This is a genomic window from Curtobacterium sp. MCSS17_016, from assembly GCF_003234255.2.
Lineage (GTDB): Bacteria > Actinomycetota > Actinomycetes > Actinomycetales > Microbacteriaceae > Curtobacterium > Curtobacterium flaccumfaciens.
In genome coordinates this window covers 3,009,343-3,029,203 of the sequence record NZ_CP126254.1, presented here as the reverse complement: position 1 = coordinate 3,029,203, position 19,861 = coordinate 3,009,343, and the positions used below count along the sequence as shown (strand labels likewise).

13 protein-coding genes and 1 tRNA gene are annotated in these 19,861 nt (G+C 72.5%); 9 read left to right on the top strand and 5 right to left on the bottom strand.

The window, feature by feature from the left end; all coding sequences use genetic code 11:
• Window positions 1–384: 384 nt before the first annotated feature.
• A tRNA-Ser gene (locus tag DEJ19_RS14245) sits at window positions 385–474 on the top strand.
• A 204-nt stretch (window positions 475–678) separates the two neighbouring features.
• On the opposite strand, the gene DEJ19_RS14240 is transcribed toward DEJ19_RS14245, so the two are convergent.
• A complete protein-coding gene (locus DEJ19_RS14240; RefSeq protein WP_111233839.1) occupies window positions 679–1,683 on the bottom strand; it encodes a LacI family DNA-binding transcriptional regulator in 1,005 nt (334 codons plus the stop codon).
• Between the two features lie 116 nt (window positions 1,684–1,799).
• Here DEJ19_RS14240 and DEJ19_RS14235 point away from each other — a divergent pair, with 116 nt between their 5' ends.
• The 5 genes from DEJ19_RS14235 to DEJ19_RS14215 all read left to right on the top strand — a co-directional run bounded on the left by DEJ19_RS14235 (window position 1,800) and on the right by DEJ19_RS14215 (window position 8,938).
• Window positions 1,800–3,041, top strand: coding sequence for a Gfo/Idh/MocA family protein (locus DEJ19_RS14235; protein ID WP_111233840.1), 1,242 nt, complete (start codon window positions 1,800–1,802; stop codon window positions 3,039–3,041).
• The gene (locus DEJ19_RS14230; protein ID WP_111032895.1) at window positions 3,038–4,042 is read left to right on the top strand and encodes a sugar phosphate isomerase/epimerase family protein; all 1,005 of its coding nucleotides are present in this window, start codon (window positions 3,038–3,040) and stop codon (window positions 4,040–4,042) included. The genes DEJ19_RS14235 and DEJ19_RS14230 overlap by 4 nt, the downstream gene beginning before the upstream one ends.
• A gap of 203 nt (window positions 4,043–4,245) precedes the next feature.
• Complete coding sequence (locus tag DEJ19_RS14225; protein WP_071406487.1) at window positions 4,246–5,250, top strand: AAA family ATPase; 1,005 nt, start codon at window positions 4,246–4,248, stop codon at window positions 5,248–5,250.
• A complete protein-coding gene (locus DEJ19_RS14220; RefSeq protein WP_111233841.1) occupies window positions 5,250–6,581 on the top strand; it encodes a DUF58 domain-containing protein in 1,332 nt (443 codons plus the stop codon). The genes DEJ19_RS14225 and DEJ19_RS14220 overlap by 1 nt, the downstream gene beginning before the upstream one ends.
• Window positions 6,582–6,586: 5 nt before the next feature.
• Window positions 6,587–8,938, top strand: a complete 2,352-nt coding sequence (locus tag DEJ19_RS14215; protein WP_146250701.1) for a transglutaminase TgpA family protein — start codon at window positions 6,587–6,589, stop codon at window positions 8,936–8,938.
• Window positions 8,939–9,307: 369 nt separating this feature from the next.
• On the opposite strand, the gene DEJ19_RS14210 is transcribed toward DEJ19_RS14215, so the two are convergent.
• Window positions 9,308–9,910 (bottom strand): TetR/AcrR family transcriptional regulator, encoded by a 603-nt coding sequence (locus DEJ19_RS14210; protein WP_111233843.1) that lies wholly within the window; start codon window positions 9,908–9,910, stop codon window positions 9,308–9,310.
• Window positions 9,911–10,157: 247 nt separating this feature from the next.
• The gene (locus tag DEJ19_RS14205) at window positions 10,158–10,919 is read right to left on the bottom strand and encodes a trimeric intracellular cation channel family protein (RefSeq protein WP_071406483.1); all 762 of its coding nucleotides are present in this window, start codon (window positions 10,917–10,919) and stop codon (window positions 10,158–10,160) included.
• Between the two features lie 69 nt (window positions 10,920–10,988).
• Between DEJ19_RS14205 and efeU the strand changes: the two genes are divergently transcribed.
• Genes efeU through efeB form a run of 3 tightly spaced genes read left to right on the top strand, consistent with a single transcriptional unit; the run spans window position 10,989 to window position 15,116 of the window.
• Window positions 10,989–12,599 carry an iron uptake transporter permease EfeU gene (gene efeU, locus DEJ19_RS14200; protein ID WP_111233844.1) on the top strand — a complete coding sequence of 537 codons (1,611 nt, stop codon included), beginning with the start codon at window positions 10,989–10,991 and terminating at the stop codon, window positions 12,597–12,599.
• Complete coding sequence (efeO, locus tag DEJ19_RS14195) at window positions 12,586–13,815, top strand: iron uptake system protein EfeO (protein WP_111233845.1); 1,230 nt, start codon at window positions 12,586–12,588, stop codon at window positions 13,813–13,815. The genes efeU and efeO overlap by 14 nt, the downstream gene beginning before the upstream one ends.
• Complete coding sequence (gene efeB, locus DEJ19_RS14190; protein WP_111233846.1) at window positions 13,812–15,116, top strand: iron uptake transporter deferrochelatase/peroxidase subunit; 1,305 nt, start codon at window positions 13,812–13,814, stop codon at window positions 15,114–15,116. The genes efeO and efeB overlap by 4 nt, the downstream gene beginning before the upstream one ends.
• 321 nt (window positions 15,117–15,437) lie before the next feature.
• Here the strand turns inward: efeB and DEJ19_RS14185 are convergent, their stop codons facing one another.
• Window positions 15,438–17,822 (bottom strand): bifunctional metallophosphatase/5'-nucleotidase, encoded by a 2,385-nt coding sequence (locus DEJ19_RS14185; protein ID WP_111233847.1) that lies wholly within the window; start codon window positions 17,820–17,822, stop codon window positions 15,438–15,440.
• A 100-nt stretch (window positions 17,823–17,922) separates the two neighbouring features.
• Entirely contained in the window at window positions 17,923–19,737 is a 1,815-nt protein-coding gene (locus DEJ19_RS14180) for a thiamine pyrophosphate-requiring protein (protein WP_111101350.1), read from the bottom strand.
• Window positions 19,738–19,861 lie beyond the last annotated feature (124 nt).

Sequence of the window (19,861 nt, the reverse complement as noted above, 5' to 3'; positions counted from 1 at the left end):
GCGCAGTGTCGCTTTCGTGGGCCCGCCGTTGCCGTGCGCGCGCCCGAACGTCAGCAGTGCACCCGCCCCCGAACGCAGAAACGGGGGCGCGGTGGTGGGCCGCGCCCCCAGGGGAAGTCGCTCCCCGCCGGGCGCCACGCGATCGGGCGCGCCGGGCCCGCACGGGGAACGACGTCGGGTGCTGTGTCGCGACGACGGGGACGAGCCCCGGAACGTGATTGCCGCGTCCCGATGATGGTATGCAGTGGGGTACGCCCCGACAACCCCCACGTGTCCCCACTTCGGGGGACCGAGTGTGACGGGTCGTGCCACGCGCGGGTGTTCGTCGGGTCGAGAGTGGCGCGGTCCTCCTGTATGGTGGTCGCAGCGCTCGCGAGAGCGCTTGGAGACGTCGCATAGTCCGGCCGAGTGCACCACCCTGCTAAGGTGGAGTCCCCTTTGAGGGGACCGAGGGTTCAAATCCCTCCGTCTCCGCACTGCACGAACTGCAGCACGAAAGCCCGGTCCGATCGGACCGGGCTTTCGTCGTTCCCGGGCGCCTCGCATGGCGGCCGAGCCTGCTGGAACCGGGTTCCGCGGCTCGAGGGCGCGCGCGTCTGACCTCCGGTCACCTCGCACCCGGCCTGGAGGCCCGGCGCACCTCTGTCCCGCCGGCGTCGGCCCCGGGGCGGTCACCGCTCAGGCGCGCGGCGGCCCCGTCGTCGAGCGCACGACGAGCGTCGGCGGCACGAGCGTCCGGAGGGGATCGGCCGGCGCCCCTGCAGCCGCGCCGATCCGCTCGACCAACCGCGCAGCCGCCAGGCGCCCGACCTCGTCGTTGTGCGGGTCGACCGTCGTCAGGCGCAGCAGGGGTGACGCGGCGAGCGGGGTCTCGTCGTTGCCGATCACCGAGACGTCCTGCGGCACGCGGAGTCCGGCTTCCTGGACGGCGGCGATCGCACCCATCGCCATGACGTCGTTCGCGGCGAACACCGCGGTCAGGTCGGGGTGCTCCCGGAGGGCGAGCCGCATGCCCTCGTAGCCGGTCGTCTCCGAGGTCGGGCCGGAGCCGTAGACCAGCGGCTCGATGCCGGACGCGACCAGCTGCGCGACGGTGGCGTCGCGGCGGAGCGCAGCCGGGCCTCCCGAACCGGTGACGTGGGCGATGCGGCGGTGACCCAGGCCGATCAGGTGATCCGCTGCCAACCGTCCGCCGGCGGCTTCGTCGGAGGCGACCACGTCGAGTCCGCCCGGGACGTCCTCGCGCGCGCCGGCGACCACGACCGGGGTGTCGGCGGGGACGACGACGTCGGGGAAGCCCTCGGCGGCGAGCACCACCCCGTCGACCCGGAGCGAGACCAGGTCGTCGAAGGGTGAGGAGTCGAGGTGGGCGTTGGCCCGGGTGTCGGCCAGGGTGAGGCGGAGTCCGTGCGGGGCGAGGGCCTCGCGGATGCCGTCGAGCATCGGCACGTACCAGGGGTTGCGGAAGTCGTCGACGATGACCCCGATGGTGCGGGTCCGGGTGCCGGCGAGGATGGCGGCGGCGCGGTTCGGGCGGTAGCCGAGCTCCGCGACGGCGGCGAGCACCGCGGAGCGGCGGGCGGGGGAGACCCCGGGATCGTCGCGCAGCACCATCGACACCAGGGACTTCGAGACGCCTGCGCGTGCGGCGACGTCGATGATCGTCGGCGGGCGAGGGGTCACGCTGAGCCTTTCCGGCACGGTGCTTGACAGGACATGGGCTGGTGCGGCTACAGTCTACCGACACGTTCTGGAACGTTCCAGAATCGGGATCCAGCGACCTTCTCGAAGGAGAGAACATGAGCGACAGCATCGGCGTCGCCGTCATCGGCGCGGGCATGGCGGGCAAGGCCCACATGGCTGCGTGGCGGAACGCACCCTCCCTCTTCACCTCGACGCTGCCACCGGTCCGGCTCGTCTCGGTCGGCGACGTCTACGAGCCCCTCGCGGCCGAGGCCGCACGGCGCTTCGGCTACGAGCGGCACGACACCGACTGGCGGGCCATCGCGGCAGCGGACGACATCGACGTGGTGAGCGTCGTCGTCGCGAACACCCTGCACCGCGAGATCGTCGAGGGCCTGCTCGCCGCCGGCAAGCACGTGCTGTGCGAGAAGCCGCTGTCCGACTCGCTCGACGATGCCCGCGCGATGGCGTCCGCCGCTGCCGAGGCCGCGCAGCGCGGGGTGCTCGGTCGCATCGGGTTCACCTACCGCCGGGCTCCCGGCCTCGCGGCCATCAAGGAGCTCGTCGAGGACGGCACGCTCGGCCGGGTCCTGCACGTCTCCGGCCGGTACTGGACCGACTACGGCGCCTCGCCCGACGTCCCGTTCTCGTGGCGCTTCGCCGGGGCGCCGGGATCCGGCGCGCTCGCCGACGTCGGCTCGCACCTGTCCTACGTCGCCGAGTTCCTGGCCGGCCCGGTCCGGAGCGTCAGCGGTGGGACGTTCACCACGTCGATCACCGAGCGCCCCGTGGCCGCCGGACACGCTCTGCGGGGGCAGGCCGTCCCGCTCACCGGAGAGACCGCGGCCGTCGGCAACGACGACTACGCCACGTTCAGCGCACGGTTCGGCGACGGCACGGTCGTCGGGTCGCTCGAGGCCTCACGCGTCGCGGCCGGGCACCCGAACGGCCTCGTCATCGAGGTGTTCTGCGAGCGCGGCGCCGCCCGCTGGGACCAGGAGCGCGCCTCTGAGATCGGCCTCGCGCTGCAGTCCGACGGCTCGCGCACGGGTGGGTACCGCCAGGTCGTGCTCGGCCCCGACCACCCCTACGTCGCGGGTGGCATGGCGATGGACGCCCCGGGGGTCGGCTGGGGGCAGAACCAGATGTTCGAGTACCAGGCGCGGGCGTTCCTCGACGAGATCGCGGGGCTGTCCGGCGCCGTGCCCGACGCTCTGCCCGCGAACGCCACGTTCGACGACGGCGTGCACAACATGGAGGTCCTCGACGCGGTGGCACGGTCCGCCGCAGCCGGGGGCACGTCCGTCGACGTTGCCGACGCCGTCGTCCCGACCACGGAGGGTGGTGTCCGCGCATGAAGCTCGGTCTCTACAACGCGATCCTGCACGACCGGCCCCTCGCCGACGCACTCCGCGTCATCGCGGCCAACGGCCTCACCGGCATCGAGCTGAACACCGGCGGGTTCCTGCCCCCGGTGCACGTGCCTGACATCGACGCGATCCTGCAGGACGACGGGGCGCGTGACGCGTTCCTCGCGCAGTTCGCGGGGACCGGCGTCGAGATCGCCGGGCTCAACTGCAACGGCAACCCGCTGCACCCCGACCCGGCGATCGGTCCCGCGCACGCCGAGGACGTCCGGCGCAGCATCCGCCTGGCGGCCCGCCTCGGGCAGGACCGCGTCGTCACGATGTCCGGACTGCCGGCGGGGGAGCCGGGCGGGACGCGGCCGAACTGGATCGTGAACGCCTGGAACTCGGCTGCGCTCGACGTCCTCGAGCACCAGTGGAGCGTCGCGGTGCCGTTCTGGCAGGAGATCGACGCCCTGGCCCGGGAGCACGGCGTCAAGGTCGCACTCGAGCTGCACCCGCAGAACCTCGTGTTCAACCCGGCGTCGATCCGGGAGCTCGTCGAGCGCGGCGGGCTGACCAACGTCGGGGTGGAGCTCGACGCCTCGCACCTGTTCTGGCAGCAGATGGACCCGGTGGCGGTCGCCCACGACCTCGGTCCGCTCGTGTTCCACGCCGCAGCGAAGGACGTCCGGATCAACCCGCACGCCGCGATCAACGGGGTGCTCGACAACTCGTTCCGCCGGTTGTCGCCGGACGAGTCACGCACGAACCTCGGCGGCGACGAGTGGGCGAACGAGTGGCCGAAGCCGTCGGCGTGGGACTTCGTCGCGCTCGGCAAGGGCCACGACGAGGCGTACTGGACGACGTTCCTCGAGGCCCTGCGTGCGATCGACCCGGACATGTGGGTGAACATCGAGCACGAGGACACCGAGCTCGGGCGCGAAGAAGGGGTCGCGGTCGCCGCACGCGTGCTGCGCGCCGCGGACGCGGCGCTGGCGCCCCGGTCCTGACCGTCCGTCAGCCGACCCGAACACTGCCTGGAGGCCCGTGAACCGTTCCGGGCACCGGGTGACGGACCGGCGTGTGGTGGGGCCGTGCCTCCCGGCCCCACCACACGCGGATCGGCCACCGGTGCGCGGAACGACCAGTCCGTGCACCCGTACCGGGTGCTGTCACCGGCCCGATGTAGCATGCACGACACCTGTCCCCGACGATGGAGCCCTGCGTGCCGGAGCCGACCCACCCCGCCTTCCCGCTCGAACACGTGCGGGCGGTGGGCGACGACATCGTGGCCTCGGTCGCCACGGTGATCGACGGCAAGGCGGAAGCCATCCGCACGGCCCTGACGGTGATGCTCGCCGAGGGACACCTGCTCGTCGAGGACGTCCCCGGCGTCGGCAAGACCGTGCTCGCCAAGGCGCTCGGCGCCTCGGTCGGCGGGTCCGTGAACCGCATCCAGTTCACCTCGGACATGCTGCCGTCCGACGTCACGGGCGTGAACATCTTCGACCAGTCGTCCGGCACCTTCCGGTTCTCGCCCGGCCCGGTGTTCGCGAACGTGGTCATCGGCGACGAGATCAACCGCACCAGCCCGAAGACCCAGTCGGCCCTGCTCGAGGCGATGGCGGAGTCGCAGGTCACCGTCGACGGTGTGACGCGTCCGCTCGACCGGCCGTTCATGATCGTCGCGACGCAGAACCCGATCGACATGGAGGGCACGTACCCGCTGCCCGAGGCGCAGCGGGACCGCTTCATGGCCCGCATCGCGATGGGCTACCCGAGCGTCGACGCCGAACGGCAGATGCTCGCGAACCGCGGCGGCAGCGACCCGCTGTCGCGCCTGCGGCCGATCGTCGACGTCACCACGCTGCGGGCGATCATCGAGACCGTCGCCGGGGTGCACATCGCCCCCGACGTCGAGGCGTACATCATCGCGATCGTCCGGTCGACGCGCACCCATCCCGACCTCGTGCTGGGTGCGAGCCCCCGCGCGACGCTGCACCTGGCGCAGGCGGCCCGTGCGCACGCAGCCCTGCTCGGCCGCCCGTTCGTCACCCCCGACGACGTCGCGACGCTCGCCCCGATCGTGCTCGCGCACCGGCTCGTGCCGGTCGCCCGTGGGCTCGGCGGCACCGGCGAGGACACCGTGCGCGAGATCGTCGTCCGCATCGTCTCCGACACCGCCATCCCGTTCACGGCCACCCCCGTCCGCTCCTGATGGCCGGTCCATCGGCACCGCCGTCGCTGCTGCGACGCGTCGGTGCCGCGCGGTCCACGGCGGCACGGTTCGGCCGCCGGGGGCTGTCGTTGGCCCGACGCACCCCGTTCCCGCGCCCGACGATCCGGGGCTGGACGGTCATCGCCGTCGGCATCGGCCTGGTCGGCGGCGGTCTGGTCGGCACCACGAGCGTCGCCGTCACGGCCGGCCTGCTGCTGCTCGTCCTGGTCGTGCTCGGCATCGTGATGGCGTTCGTCGTCGCCACCCCGCTCCGCGGCAGCCGCAGCACCGCACGGGCGATCGTCCAGGTGGGCGAGGTCTACCGGGAACGCATCACCCTCGGCAGCACCAGCCTGCGGATCGGCCCGCGGGCGACGCTGCTCGTGCGCGAACAGCTCGAGGACGCCTTCGCCAGCCTGGCCGAGGCGGAGACCTACGCCGAGGTCGGGCCGAACCTGCCGCCGGCAGCGCTCGACGTCGAGGCGCTCGCGATGCACCGCGGCCGCTCGCTGGTCGGCCCCGTGACGATCCGGGTCGAGGACCCGTTCGGCCTGCTCCGCATCGACCGACCCGTCGTCCCTGCTGAGGAGGTCGTCGTCGTCCCGGCCTCGGCCCCCCTCGGGGCGATCGACGCCGGGGCGCTCGCCGGTGCGGTCTCGGCCGACGAGGGCCGGGTCGGACAGGGTGGTTCCGCCGACGACAGCGAACTCCGCCCCTACCGACCGGGTGACCCGATCCGCCGCGTGCACTGGGCCCAGAGCGCACGGCGCGGTGAACTGCACGTCCGCCAGACCACCCAGGCCCAGCCGCCCGAGGCCGTGATCGCCCTCGACGTCCGGCGCGAGTCCTACCAGCGGCTCGGTCGAGAGGACCTCGCCGAGCTGTCCGACCTGGGCGGCGACCAGGCCTTCGAACACGCCGTCGTGGTGGCCGCCAGTGTCGCCCGGGCGCTCGCCGCCCGGACCTCCCGTGTCGTGCTCGTGTTCGACGGTCCCGAAGGCGCGACCCGGCACGCGGGCGACGTCGGCGGGCTCACCGACGTGCTCGTCGGGCTCGCCGACGTCCGGCTCCGCTCCGACGCCCGCGAAGTCACCGACGTCCTGCCCGAGGTCCGTGGCCGCGACGTGCACGGCATGACCGCCGTCGTGACGGGCACCTGCACCGCGGAGGAAGCCGCCGAACTCGTCAGCGCGACCAGCGGGTCGAGCCGCGGCATCCTGGCGACGATCGTGCCGCCGGACCCGGCCGTGCGGGGCATCCTCGACCGCGGCGGCTGGCGGACCCTCGTGGTGCCGGTCGTCGGCGCGACGCCGTCCGGGGCCGCACGGTGACCGGGGTGAGCGCACCGGCGCGTGGCCGTGCCGACGTGCGCGAGATCCTCGACCGCGACGACGACCTGCGTGACGTCCCGAGCGCCTGGGTCGTGGCCCTCGCGCCGGTGCCCGTGCTCCTCGCCGCCCTCGCCATCCGGCCGCTCGTGCAGGGCATCGCCTGGTGGGCATCGGGTGTCGTCGTCGTCGCCGTGCTCGTCGCCGTGATGCTCGCCGTGCGCCGCCAGACGCCCGGCATCCGCTTCGTCGTCCTGGTCGGCACGGTCATCGCCTGCTCGTGCGCCGCCGCACTGGTCAACGACATCCAACCGCTCGGGTGGCTCGACGCCGACGGGGCCCTCGGGGAGACGCTCGCCGCGATCCGCCTGAACCCCGCACCACTGCCGCAGACCGACGCGATCCGGCTCGTCGTCACCGCGTCGATCGGCTGGGTCGCTGCGGTCTCGCTGTTCCTCGCCGCCATCGCGCGGATCCCGTCGCTCGCCGCTGCCCCGGCCCTCGTCATCCTGATCGTGCCGGGCGTCATCACCGGGCAGCCCGCCGGCACCCCGCTCGTCATCACCACGGCGGTGGCGTTCCTCGCCCTGCTCTGGCTGTCCGTGCGTCCGGTGCAGCGCGCACTGCCGGCCGCGGTCGTCGGGGCGATCGGGCTCGTCGTGGCCATCGGGCTGCCGACGATCGTGCCGCTCAACGCCAGCTGGTTGTCCGGCGTGACCGGTGCGATCCAGTCGCCGATCCAGCCCGGACGGCCCGGCACCCTGCTCGAACTCGGCAACGACCTGCGCCGTCCGAGCGAGCTCGAGGTGTTCCGCTACCGCTCGTCGGACGGGCAGCCCGAGTACCTCAAGCTCGCCGACCTCGACGAGTTCGGCACGGGGGACTGGGTGCCGACCGTGACGAACGCGGCCGAGGCCGACACAGCCGACGAACAGCAGTGGGCCGAGGGCGTCAACCCGCGCCTGGCGAGCCGTGGCGACGTGACCGTCCGGATCACCGGGCTGTCCAGCACCTACCTGCCGGTCCCGTCGGGTGCGGTGTCGATCGAGTCGCAGTCCACCAACCTCGACCTGTCGCAGTGGCGGTGGATGGGGAACTCGAGCACCGTCCGGTCGACGGGTGCCGCGACCGCCCGCGGCGCGATGTACGAGGTCTACGGGGCCTCGACGTTCGCCAACGACTACCTCGACGCGGTCGCTGCTTCGGGCGTGCTCGCCCGCTCCGACGGCCGTGGCTTCCGGGAGCCCAGCCGCCAGCAGCTGCGCACCGACCTCGCCCTGCCCGACGACCTGCCGGCAAACATCTCGACCACCGCGACCCGCGTCGCAGCCGCCGCGACCGACGACTACGGGCGAGCGCGGGCACTCGAGCAGTGGTTCCGCAGCGACCTGTTCACGTACTCCGAGACCGCTCCCGTCGAGCAGGGCTACGACGGCGACAGCATGGACGTCGTCTCGACGTTCCTGAAGGTCCGCGACGGGTACTGCGTGCACTTCTCGTCCGCGATGGCCGTGATGGCCCGGACGCTCGGCATCCCCTCGCGCATCGCGGTCGGGTACCGGGCCGGGTCGCCGCAGCCCGACGGCGAGTACGCGGTGTCGAACCGGCAGCTGCACTCCTGGCCGGAGCTGTACATCCAGGGCGCCGGGTGGGTCGCCTTCGAGCCGACGCCCGACTCCGACGAGGCCGCGCCGTCCGAGGAGCCCTCGGCCTCGCCGACCGCGGCGGCACCGGAGACCCCGCTGCCGGCGCCCGAGCAGACCACCCCGGCGGACGAATCAGCGTCACCGACTCCGTCGGCGACTCCGGTTCCGGGTGCCACGGGTGCGTCCGGCACCGGCGGCGGCGGTGGGCCGGTCGGGCTGCTCGTGGGCCTGCTGCTCGTGCTCGCGGTCCTCGTCGCCCCGGGCCTTGTGCGAGCAGTTCGCCGCCGGTCGAGGCTGTCGGCGATCGCTGCCGGTCGGTCACCCGCCGTGCAGGCGTGGCGGGAGTTGCTCGACGACGTCGCCGACCACGGGTACGCCCCGGGCCTGGCGCCGCCGGGTGACCCCGCCGCCGTGGCCCGGACCGCCCGAGCCGTGCTCGGACGCCTGCGGCCCGGGCTACCGGAGTCGGTCGTGCCGCACCTGGAGGCCGCGGTCGACGCGGTCGATCGCGAACGCTTCGCCGCCGGCGGGGCTGCATCGGTGGACACTCCGTCGTTGGAACGTCACGTCCGCGACGCTCGGGAGGCGCTCGACGCCTCGGTCCCCACGGTGCGCGTCGTGCGGTCGCGCCTGTTGCCGCCGAGCCTGCTGCCGTCGTCCGCCTGGTCCCACGACGGGCCGAAGCCCCGCCGTCGGGATCGTCGCACGGCCTGACGCGGGCGCGTGCCGGCTGGCGGGTGTTGCACGGTGCGGGGTTCGTCGGGTGGTGCGTGGTTGGTGGCTCGGTGCGGGGCTGTAGGCGTGCACGGGGCGGTTGAGCGGACACGGGGTGGCGAACCTCGCACGGTGCGGGCTCTGTTGGGCGATGGCTCGGCGGGTGTTGCACGGTGCGGGGTTCGTCGGGTGGTGCGTGGTTGGTGGTTCGGTGCGGGGCTGTAGGCGGGCACGGGGCGGTCGAGTGGGCACGGGGTCGCGAACCTCGCACGGTGCGAAGCCCCGACCGCCGCGCCGCGCCTCGCCGCCGCCCGCCGCCCGCCAACCTCCGCCCGCGCCCGCCCGCGCCGCCGAGCGGGGCGCCGCGCGTCAGCGCCGGCGGATGACCGCCTCGACCAGCGTCGCGATGAGCTCGCCCGGATCGACCCCGGGCAGCGCCGGCGCGTCGAACACCAGGCCGACGTTCGCCCCGATGAGCACGGTCGCGAACTCCTCCGGGGTCATGCCGACCTCGACCTCGGGGTGGGCACCGAGCCACAGCCGCACCAGCTCGAGCACCCCGTCCTGCAGGATCCGGCGCTGCCGGATGAACTCCGGCAGGAACTCGGGGTGCCGCACCGCGTACCCGCGGAACGCCGAGAGCAGCGCGAACTGCTCGCTCTGGTCGTTCCGCCCGAACGCGGCGCGCAGGACGTCCCCGACGTCGACGGCGGCGATGTCCGCGTGCACGAGTTCCTGCAGTGAGCCGAGCACGACGTTCGTTGACCGCTGCATGACCTGGGCGAGCAGGTCTTCCTTGGACGAGAAGTTCGAGTAGACCGCACCCTTGCTGAACCCCGCGCGCGCGGCGACGTCGTCGAGCCGCGCGCCGTACACACCCTGTTCGGCGAAGACCGCGGCTCCGGCGGCGAGCAGGCGTTCCCGGACCTCGGCGCGCGGGATGCGCTGGGTGGGGGAAGCGTCGTCGCTCATCGGTTGCTGCTCCGACCTGTGCTGGTGGTCGTCGGGGAGAGCATCGTGGTGGAGACCTGCCGCGCCGCGCGTCTGATCCCGCGCGGCATCAGCGAAGCCCCCATCCCCACGTCTGCTCGGAACCGCCGCGTTCGGGTCGCGTCGGTGCTGTGCGGACAGCGTTCACCGGGACGTTGCCCGGCAGAACTGCCAGGTCGATACCCGGCGGTACTGATCGTACCGTCGCGGAGCGCCGGAGGACAGCCCCTCAGTCCTCGTGCTCTTCTCGGACACTGCCGGCACCGGTCCGACGGCCCGGGCGCCGGAGCAACCGGAGCGCGTCCGGCCGCAGGCTCCGACCCCGCCGGAGCAGCGAACCGAGGGTCGACTTCGGCTGCCAGTCACGGCCGTTCGGCAGCCCCCAGCCCCGCCGGACCGCTCCCCAGCGGAGCCCGAGCGACAGGGTGATCGCGAGCAGGATGCCGAGCGACGGCGACCCGAGCGCCGAGGCGATCACCATCACGGCCGACGCAGCGACGGCCACGGTGGCGTACAGCGCGTTCCCGCCGAACACCGCCGGCACCCGCCGCAGCAGCAGGTCACGCATGGCCCCGCCGCCGACCGCGGTGATGGTCCCCATGATGATCGCGGCGGGCCAGTCGAGCCCGGCGTCGTAGGTCCGCTGCACGCCGACCACGGCCCAGAACCCGATCACGGCGGCGTCGAGCACGGTGAACAGCCGGTCCCAGGTGAGCTCGGAGAACGACACGAGGAACGCGATGAGCGCCCCGGCGACGGCGACCGGCACGTACAGCGGATCGACGAGCGCGACGGGTGGCCCGTTCTGCAGCAGGGTGTCGCGGAGCATCCCGCCGCCGAGTCCGGAGACGAACCCGACGACCAGGAACCCGAACAGGTCGAAGTCCATCGCGCGGGCGATGGAGCCGCCGAGCAGGGCGGACGCGAAGACCCCGGCGAGGTCGAGCACGTTCGTGACCGACGCCAGGCCGTCGACGGACAGCAGGTTCATGAGAACCATCAAACATCACGTCGCACGACTGGCGGGCCGTTCGGCGGTTAGGTTAGCCTCACCTTCGTCATGCTCGCCACTCTCGTCATCGGTCTCCGTGAAGGCCTCGAAGCCACGCTCATCGTCGGCATCATCGCCGCGTTCCTGCGTCGCAACCGCGTTCCGCTCACCCCGATGTGGTCGGGCGTCGGGCTCGCGGTGCTGCTCAGCATCGCCGTCGGCTTCGGGCTGCAGGCCGTCGAGCAGGCGCTGCCGCAGGCCCAGCAGGAGGGCATGGAGGCGGTCATCGGCATCGTCGCCGTCGTCTTCGTCACGGGCATGATCGTCTGGATGCGCACGCACGCGCGCACCCTGACCGCCGACCTCGAGGCCAGTGCGACCGCTGCCCTCGGCCGTGGCACCGCCTGGGCCCTCGCCGGCATGGCGTTCCTCGCCGTCCTGAAGGAGGGCTTCGAGACCTCGGTGTTCCTCCTCGCCACGTTCCAGGCGTCGTCGGACACCGGCCTCGCCGCCCTCGGTGCCGTGATCGGCATCACGGCCGCGGTCGTCGTCGGCTTCGGCATCTACACCGGCGGCGTCCGCCTCAACCTGTCGCGGTTCTTCACCGGAACCGGGGTCTTCCTGGTCTTCGTCGCGGGTGGCCTGGTGCTGACCGTCCTCCGCCGCGCGCACGAGGCCGGCTGGATCGTCATCGGCCAGCAGCGCACCGTCGACCTGTCGTGGCTCGCGCCGAACGGTTCGGTGCAGGGCGCGCTGGTCACCGGCGTGCTCGGCATCCCGCCGGACCCGCGGGTCATCGAGGTGCTCGGCTGGTTCCTCTACGTCGTCCCGGTGCTGGCCCTGACGCTCTGGCCGCGCGCCTGGCGTCCGTCGCCGGACCGCGTGCCCCGGGTGCGCGCCGTCGTCGCCGGTGCACTCGCCGTGGCGGCAGCGGCACTCGCGATCGCCGTGCCGACGGGCGGGGTCGACCTGCCCCGCACCACCGCGGTCAGCGGCGACGCCAGCTCCGTCTCCGCCAGCGTCGACGGTGCGTCCGGCGTCCTCCGCGTGGCCGGCACCGGAACCGGCCAGGAGGCCCGGATCACCCTGCCGACGTCGGCCCACCGCCGCGTCACCCGCGCGGGCGTGGCCGCCGACCGGTGGCGCGTCGTGCAGGACGGGGCCGGTGAGCAGGGGAGCGGTGCCGACCGCCCGGCGACGCTGACGCTCGACGACCTCGTCGGCCTGTTCGGCCGCCTGCCCGTCGGGGTCTCCCCGTCGACGAACCCCGGCCCGTTCGCGGCGCGCTGGGCCGTGCGCGACACGGTGACCCTGTGGACCGTCCGTGGTGGGGTCCTGGACGCGACCCGCGACGAACGCGAGGTGCTGACGCTGAGCGGTGGGGGCCTCCCGTCCGCGCGCACCACGACCCTGGACCGCACCGTCTGGTCCGTGCCCGACGCCCGCGTCGAGCGGTCGGCCGCCTCGGTGGCCGCAGCGGACTCGCGGTCCGCCGACCTGCTGCTCTGGAAGGCCTGGCTGCCGATCGCCCTGGGCATCGCGGCCGCCGCGCAGGCGCTGCTGGCCCTCCGTGACCGCCGTCGCCGGCGACTCCCCACAACCCCCACCCCCGAACCCGTCCCCGCTCGTGGCCCTCCGGCCGCGGACCCTGCAAGGAGCACCGACCATGTCCTTCGGTAAGCCCGTCCGACCCCTGATCACCCTGGGCGCCCTCGGCGCCGTCACCGCCCTCGCACTCACCGGGTGCGCCGGCGGGTCCACCGGAGCCGACGGCTCCGGCTCCGGCTCCGGCGACGCGAAGGTCTCCCGCGTCACCATCACGCTCACCAACGACGGGCAGGACGCCTGCGCGGTGTCCTCGACGAAGGTCCCCGCGGGCCCCGTCACCTTCACGGTCAAGAACGAGTCGTCGACCGCGATCACCGAGGTCGAGCTGCTGCAGGACCAGCGGATCCTCGGCGAGAAGGAGAACCTGGCGCCCGGCCTCGACGCCGTCCGCTTCACCGCCACGCTGACCGGCGGGAAGTACCAGGTGTACTGCCCCGGCGCCGAGACCGAGCTGACGGACTTCACCGTCACCGGCAAGGCCGCGTCGACCGCGAACAGCAGCGCCTCGACCCTGCTCCGCGACGGGACGAAGGGGTACGCGACCTACGTCGACGGCCAGGTCACCGACATGGTCGCCGCGGTCGAGCAGATGCAGGAGCACATCGACGCCGGCGACCTCGACGCGGCGAAGACCGACTACGCGAACGCCCGTCCGTTCTACGAGCACGTCGAGAGCGACGTCGACGGCTTCGTCAAGAAGGGCTTCAAGGCCACCGACAACGCCGGCAACCTCGACTACCTGATCGACATGCGCGCCTCGAACCTCGACCCGGCCGTCGGCTGGAGCGGGTTCCACGCCGTCGAGAAGGACCTGTTCCAGGCCGGGAAGATCACCGCGTCGACGAAGCAGACCGCCGCGGACCTGACCGAGGACGTGCAGCTGCTCGCAAAGCTCGTGCCGACGCTCGACTACAAGCCGGAGGACCTGGCGAACGGTGCCGCGGGTCTGCTCGAAGAGGTGCAGTCGAACAAGATCACCGGCGAGGAAGAGGCGTACAGCCACATCGACCTCGTCGACCTCGCTGCCAACGTCGAGGGTGCCCGTCAGGCCTTCGCGTACCTCAAGCCGGGGCTGACCAAGCTCGACCCGACCCTGACGAAGCAGATCGCCAAGCAGTTCGACGCCACGAACACGATGATGGACGGCTACCGCGACGCCGACGACCTGGGCGGTTTCGCCACGTGGGACGCCGCCACCAAGAAGTCCGACGCGAACACGATCTCGCAGCAGATCCAGGCGCTGCAGGACCCGCTGTCCCGTCTGGCCGAGAAGGTCGCGACCGCGTGACCGAGCCGGACGAGGCACCGCGGGCGGACGACGCACCCCGGGCGAACGTCTCCCGCCGTGGTCTGTTCGGCGCCGGCCTGGCCGTGGCCGGTGCCGGGGTCGGCGCGGCAGCGGGCATCGGCGGCGCCACCGCGGCGACCGGCGTGAACCCGTTCACGGCGGCGACGAACGGCGACGAGTCGATCGACCTGTCGCAGAGCCAGCCGTTCTACGCCACCGCGGCACGGCAGCCGCAGGGCGGGATCCGCACCACCCCGCAGCGGTACTGCGTCTACATGACGTTCGACCTGTCGACGACCGTCACGACCGAGCTGCAGGTGCTCCTCGCCCGCTGGTCGGCCGCGATCGCCCAGCTGCAGGCCGGCAAGACCGTCGGCAGCGTCGAGCCGGCACACGGCAACGGGGTCGGTGCCGACACCGGCGAGGCGCTCGACCTCGGGCCGGCGTCCCTGACCGTCACGGTGGGCCTGGGACCCGGCGTCTTCGACGAGCGCTTCGGGCTCGCCGACCGCCGTCCGGCCTCGCTCGCCGACATCCCGACGCTGCCGAGCGACAACCTCCAGGAGGGCCTGACCGGCGGGGACCTGTCCCTGCAGGCCTGCGCCGACGACCCCCAGGTGGCGTACCACGCGGTGCGCGACCTGGCACGGATGGCCCGCGGCACCGCGACCGTCCGCTGGACCGTGCTCGGCTTCGGCCGGGCATCGGCCGGGCCGCACCAGAGCACGCCCCGCAACCTGATGGGGTTCAAGGACGGCACCCGCAACATCACGACCGACGCCGACCACGACCGGTTCGTCTGGCTCGACCGCGACGCCGGGTGGATGGCCGGCGGCAGCTACCAGGTGGTGCGGAAGATCCGGATGAACATCGAGACCTGGGACGCCGACGTCGTCAGCGACCAGCAGCGGGTGTTCGGGCGGACGAAGATCCAGGGCGCACCGCTCTCCGGCGGGAAGGAGCACACCACCCCGGACTTCCACGCCAAGGACGACGACGGTGTGACGAAGATCGACGCGACGTCGCACATCGCCCTCGCCGCGCACGAGGCGAACGGCGGCGTGAAGATCCTGCGCCGGCCGTACAACTACACCGACGGGCTCAACGAGTACGGCCAGCTCGACGCCGGGCTGCTGTTCATCGCCTACGTGAACGACCCGGACCACTTCACGCGGCTGCAGCGGAAGCTCGGCGCCTCGGACCGGCTGAACGAGTACGTCTCGCACATCGGCTCCGCGGTGTTCGCCGTGCCGCCGGCACCCCGCAAGGGGTCGTACATCGGCGAGCAGCTGTTCCGCTGAGCTGAGTCGCTGACACGCGAGGGTGGGCGCCCTCCGCCGTTTCCCTGGAGGCGGAGGACGCCCGCGTCGCGGAGTCTCGCCGAACGGAACCACCGTCGACTTGCTGAAAGCGACCCGGCACGACGCGTCGCGGTGCGACAACCCCGAGAGTACCCCGCGGATCCGCGGATCCGCAGTGATCGACCGGGATGGGACAGCAACCGTGACCGCCGGGTCGCGCGGGGTGTGCGCCGGACGTGCTCCGGGCCTCCTGACCGACGCGAAGGGGCCGCCTCACCAGGGTGAGACGGCCCGTTCGCGTGTGTGCCCGCAGGCTGTGGGTCAGTCCGTCAGGACCGTCGCGGCACGTCGTGCGCGGTTGCGGCGGAGGACCACGAGTGCCGTGATCCCGGCGAGCAGGAGCAGGCCCGCCGCGATCGCCGGAGCGGTCAGGTCCGCACCCGTGTAGGCGAGGTCGCCACCAGCGCGCGGGTCGTCGTCGGTCCCGCCGACGCCACCGATGCCGGCGTCGTCACCGTCACCCGCGCCGGGGCCGGGGATGACCCCGCCACCCGGGTTCGGGGTCGGAGCCGGGGTCGGATCGACCGGGTCCGTGGGGTCGGTCGGGTCCGTCGGGTCGGTCGGGTCGACCGCTGCGGCGACCGGGATCGTCACGGCGAGGGTGACGGTCTGGCCACCCGGCAGGGTGACGACGAGCGGCGCGTCCGTCGTGGCGACCGGCTCGGCCACCGCGGCGAGCGAGACGGAACCGGCGGTGCGGGCGGCGGCGCGTGCGGCCGGCGCCTCGATCTCGGGCACCGTGACGGTCAGGGTCGCGCGACCCTGCTCGTCGTTCTTGTCGGTGATCGTCGGGTCGATCGCCGACGATGCGAGCTCCTTGCCGTCCGCGGTGACCGAGACGGTGCCGGCCTTCGCGGGGTCCTCGCTGCTGAACACGAGCGACGACAGGTCGAGCTCGATCGCGTCACCGGGCTGGAAGCCACCGGCCGGGGTCGGTGTGACCGTGACGCCGACGGCGCGCTGGTCGACCGGGGGCGTGACCTTCGGGTTGGCGAGGAAGTAGTCCACCTGGGCCTGCAGGTCGACCTGGCCGGAGTCGGCGACGTTCGTGCCGGTCGCGAAGGCGGCGAAGTTGTCGCCACCGGTCGACAGGAACGAGTTGACGGTCACCTTGAGGGTGTCGGTCAGCGCGATCGCCTCGCCGTCGAGGGTCATCGCGGTGATGCGCTCGCCGCGACCCTTGGACGGGTCGTAGGTGTACGCGAAGCCGTCCGAGACGCCGAGCTTCAGGAACGGACGCTCGAGGCCGTCCGGCTGCCACTGCTGCTCGAGGGCGTTCTTGATCTGCTGGCCGGTCATGTCCTTGGTCACCAGGGTGTTGGCGAACGGCTGGACGAGCGCGGCTTCCTTGTAGGTGACGGTACCGTCCGGGTCGCCGGCGCCGCTGGACGCGTAGACCATGTCGGTGCGGAGGCCGCCCGGGTTCATGAAGGCGACCTGCGAGCCGTTCCGCTCGGTGGCGCTGCGCTGGACCTCGGCGATGTAATTGCCCAGGACGGACTCGCCGCCGCGGTTCTCGGCCTTGCGGTCGGACTGCACGGCGCGACGCAGGTCACCCGTGATCTCGCCGAGCTTCTCGCCGCCCTTGACGTCGGCGACGGCCTTCGCGGCGGTCACGATGTCGCTCACCTCGGTCACCGAGGTGGTGTCGGCGGGGACACGCTTGTCCTCGTTGACGGGGGTGACCGAGGACGTGATGCCGGTGAGCTGCTTGTCCGCGTCCACCGTGAGCTGCAGGTGTCCGAGGTTCACCCCGTAGGACCCGGCCTGGATCACCGGACGCTTCGTGCCGTCGGGGCCCGCGATGGAGTGGTTGTACGTCGCGTGGGTGTGCGCCGACACGATGGCCGAGACCTTCGACGAGACGCCCGAGGTGATCTTGCCGAAGGCGCCGGTGCCGGTGGCGTCGGTGAGCGCACTCGTGGTGGCGCCCTCGTGCACGAGCAGGACGAGCACGTCGGCCTCGCCGTTGTCGTCCTTGCCGTCGGTGAGCTGCTCGGCGTACCGGTTGACCTGGCTGACGATCGGGGCCATCGCGAGGCCCTCGACCCCGCCGGGGCTGACGAGCCCGGGGATGAGGTCCTCGGTGGTGGCACCGATGAAGCCGACCTTGACGCCGCCCTTCTCCACGATGGAGTACGGGGTGAAGGCGGGGTCGGTGGTGCCCGCCTTGACGATGTTCGCCGAGACGTACGGCCAGTCGGCGCGGTCCTCGATGCGGCCGGTCAGGTCGTCCTGGCCCTTGTCGAGCTCGTGGTTGCCGATCGCGCTGACGTCGAGGTCCATGGCGTTCAGGGCGTCGATCGTGGGGGAGTCCTGCTGGATGAGCGAGGTGAAGGTCGAGGCGCCCACGTTGTCGCCGACGCTGGCGAAGATCGTGTTCGGGTTGGCCTCGCGGTACGACTGCACGACGCCGGCGAGCTTCGCGGCGCCGGCGGCCTTGTCGGCGGCGGTGCCCTCGGACTCGATGCGACCGTGGAAGTCGTTGACGTCGACGATGTCGATCGTCGTGTCGCCGTCGGCGGCGACGGCTGCGGACGGGACGGACAGTGCGACCAGGACCCCGGCGGTGGCGAGGGCCGCGCCGGCGCCGAGGCGCCGTCGGGTCGTCGCACCAGCGGTTCCGGTGGTGTGGGAAGTGTTCATCGTGGTCGAACCTACGAAGACGCACAGGCGACTCGCCAGACCCCCGCGCAACTCGTCACACGACGTTCACACGGCCGTCCCCTCGCACCGCCGACCCGGTTCAGTCGCGGCCGAGCGCGCCCTTCACCCGCTCGGTGACCTCGGTCGCCATCGCCTTGGCCGAGTCCTTCACGACGTCGAACTCGACCGGATCGCCCTTCAGCAGGCTCTTGGCCGTGTTGATCGCGTACTCCTTCGTGATGTGCGGGGGCAGCGGCGGGACGCTCCGGCTGACGTACGCGTCGATCAGGGTCACCCCCTGGTGGGCGAAGGCCCGCTCGACCGCCGCCTCGACCTCGGAGTCCTCGTGCACCGCGATGCCCTGGAACCCGAGCAGCGTCGCGTACCCGGCGTAGTCGATCGACTCGACGTCCTGCGAGCCGCGCCACATCGGGTTGCCGTCCTCGGTGCGCATCTCCCACGACACCTGGCCGAGGTCGTCGTTGTGCATGACCACGATGACGAGCTGCTGGTTCGGCCAGGCCGCCAGGTACTTCTTCACGGTGATCAGCTCGTTCATGCCGAGCATCTGGAAGGCCCCGTCGCCGATCGTGCACACCGCCGGGCGGTCCGGGAACGCGAACTTCGCCGTCACCGCGTACGGCATGGCTGCGAGCATCGTCGCGAGCCGGCCGGACATGTCGCCGCGCATGCCCTCGCGCAGCCGGATGTGGTGGCCGTACCAGTCGGCGGTCGTGCCGGCGTCCGCGGTGACCGTGACGCCGTCGGGCAGCCGGTCGTTGACGGCCTGGATCACCCGGCGCGGGTTCACCCCGTCGTCGTAGGCGACCTCGGACTGCGCACGCATCTCCGACTCCCACTCGCGCATCTCGTCGGCCACCGTCTCTTGGAAGGACTTGTCGGTCTTCTGCTCGAGCAGCGGGAGCACCGCGTCGAGCGTCGAGCCGACGTCGCCCCACAGGTTCAGCTCGGTCGGGTACCGCAGGCCGAGCTGCTCCGGCTTGATGTCGACCTGGATGCCCCGGGCCTGCCCCGACTTCGGCATGTACTCGCCGTACGGGTAGTTCGTGCCGAGCAGCACGAGGGTGTCGCAGTCGCGGATCTGGTGCAGCGACGGCAGCGACCCGAGCAGCCCGAGCTGCTGCGAGTGGTACGGCACGTCGGACGGGATCACGTCCTTGCCACGGAGCGCCGTGATGATCCCCGCGCCCGCCTTCTCGGCGGCGGCGAGCACCTGGGCCGTCGCACCACGCGCGCCCGCACCGACCAGGAACGTCACCTTCGACCCGGCGTTGATGATCTCCGCCATCTTCCGGACCTCGTCGGCGGGCGGCGTGATCCGGGTGGACGCGGGGACGTCGCTCGACCGCGAGGCCCAGTGCTCCAGCGGCGGCGCGTCGTACGCCATCGCCTGCACGTCGTGGGGCAGCACGACGACGGCCGGCTGCTTGCGGAGCGACGCCGTGCGGAACGCGGTGTCGAGCACCACACCGACGGCTTCGGGCGTGGCCACCGTCTGCACGTAGCAGGCGACGTCGGCGAACACGCGCTCCAGGTTCGACTCCTGCTGCGTGAACGAGCCCATCGCAGCGAGCCCCTGCTGGCCGACGATCGCCACCACCGGCTGGTTGTCCATCTGGGCGTCGTACAGGCCGTTCAGCAGGTGGAAGGCGCCGGGACTCGACGTCGCGACGCACACCCCGACCTCGCCGGTGAACTTCGCGTGCGCGGTCGCCATCAGCGCCGCGATCTCCTCGTGCGTGGGGCGGACGTACTCCAGGCCGTCGCCCTTCGACGCCGCCTTGCCGAGCGCGCCGTCGAAGGCGCCGATCCCGTCGCCGGGGTACCCGAACACGCGGGAGACCCCCCACGCCTTGATGCGGTCGATGACGAAGTCGCTCACGGTCGTGCTCATGGCACCAGCGTGCGCGGGCGCGCACGGGTCCGTTCACAGGCACCGGACTGGAGGCCCGGATCACGTGACCGACGTCGGTCACGTGATCCGGGCCTCCAGACCAGGGCCCTGTGCTCGTTGCCGG

Excerpts from the sequence above, each read along its gene's own strand:
- DEJ19_RS14205 (WP_071406483.1), bottom strand. The coding sequence starts at position 10,919 with ATGAACCTGCTGTCCGTCGACGGCCTGGCGTCGGTCACGAACGTGCTC.
- DEJ19_RS14235 (WP_111233840.1), top strand. The coding sequence starts at position 1,800 with ATGAGCGACAGCATCGGCGTCGCCGTCATCGGCGCGGGCATGGCGGGC.
- DEJ19_RS14210 (WP_111233843.1), bottom strand. The coding sequence starts at position 9,910 with ATGAGCGACGACGCTTCCCCCACCCAGCGCATCCCGCGCGCCGAGGTC.
- DEJ19_RS14220 (WP_111233841.1), top strand. The coding sequence starts at position 5,250 with ATGGCCGGTCCATCGGCACCGCCGTCGCTGCTGCGACGCGTCGGTGCC.
- DEJ19_RS14230 (WP_111032895.1), top strand. The coding sequence starts at position 3,038 with ATGAAGCTCGGTCTCTACAACGCGATCCTGCACGACCGGCCCCTCGCC.
- DEJ19_RS14225 (WP_071406487.1), top strand. The coding sequence starts at position 4,246 with ATGGAGCCCTGCGTGCCGGAGCCGACCCACCCCGCCTTCCCGCTCGAA.
- efeO (WP_111233845.1), top strand. The coding sequence starts at position 12,586 with ATGTCCTTCGGTAAGCCCGTCCGACCCCTGATCACCCTGGGCGCCCTC.
- efeU (WP_111233844.1), top strand. The coding sequence starts at position 10,989 with ATGCTCGCCACTCTCGTCATCGGTCTCCGTGAAGGCCTCGAAGCCACG.
- DEJ19_RS14180 (WP_111101350.1), bottom strand. The coding sequence starts at position 19,737 with ATGAGCACGACCGTGAGCGACTTCGTCATCGACCGCATCAAGGCGTGG.
- DEJ19_RS14185 (WP_111233847.1), bottom strand. The coding sequence starts at position 17,822 with ATGAACACTTCCCACACCACCGGAACCGCTGGTGCGACGACCCGACGG.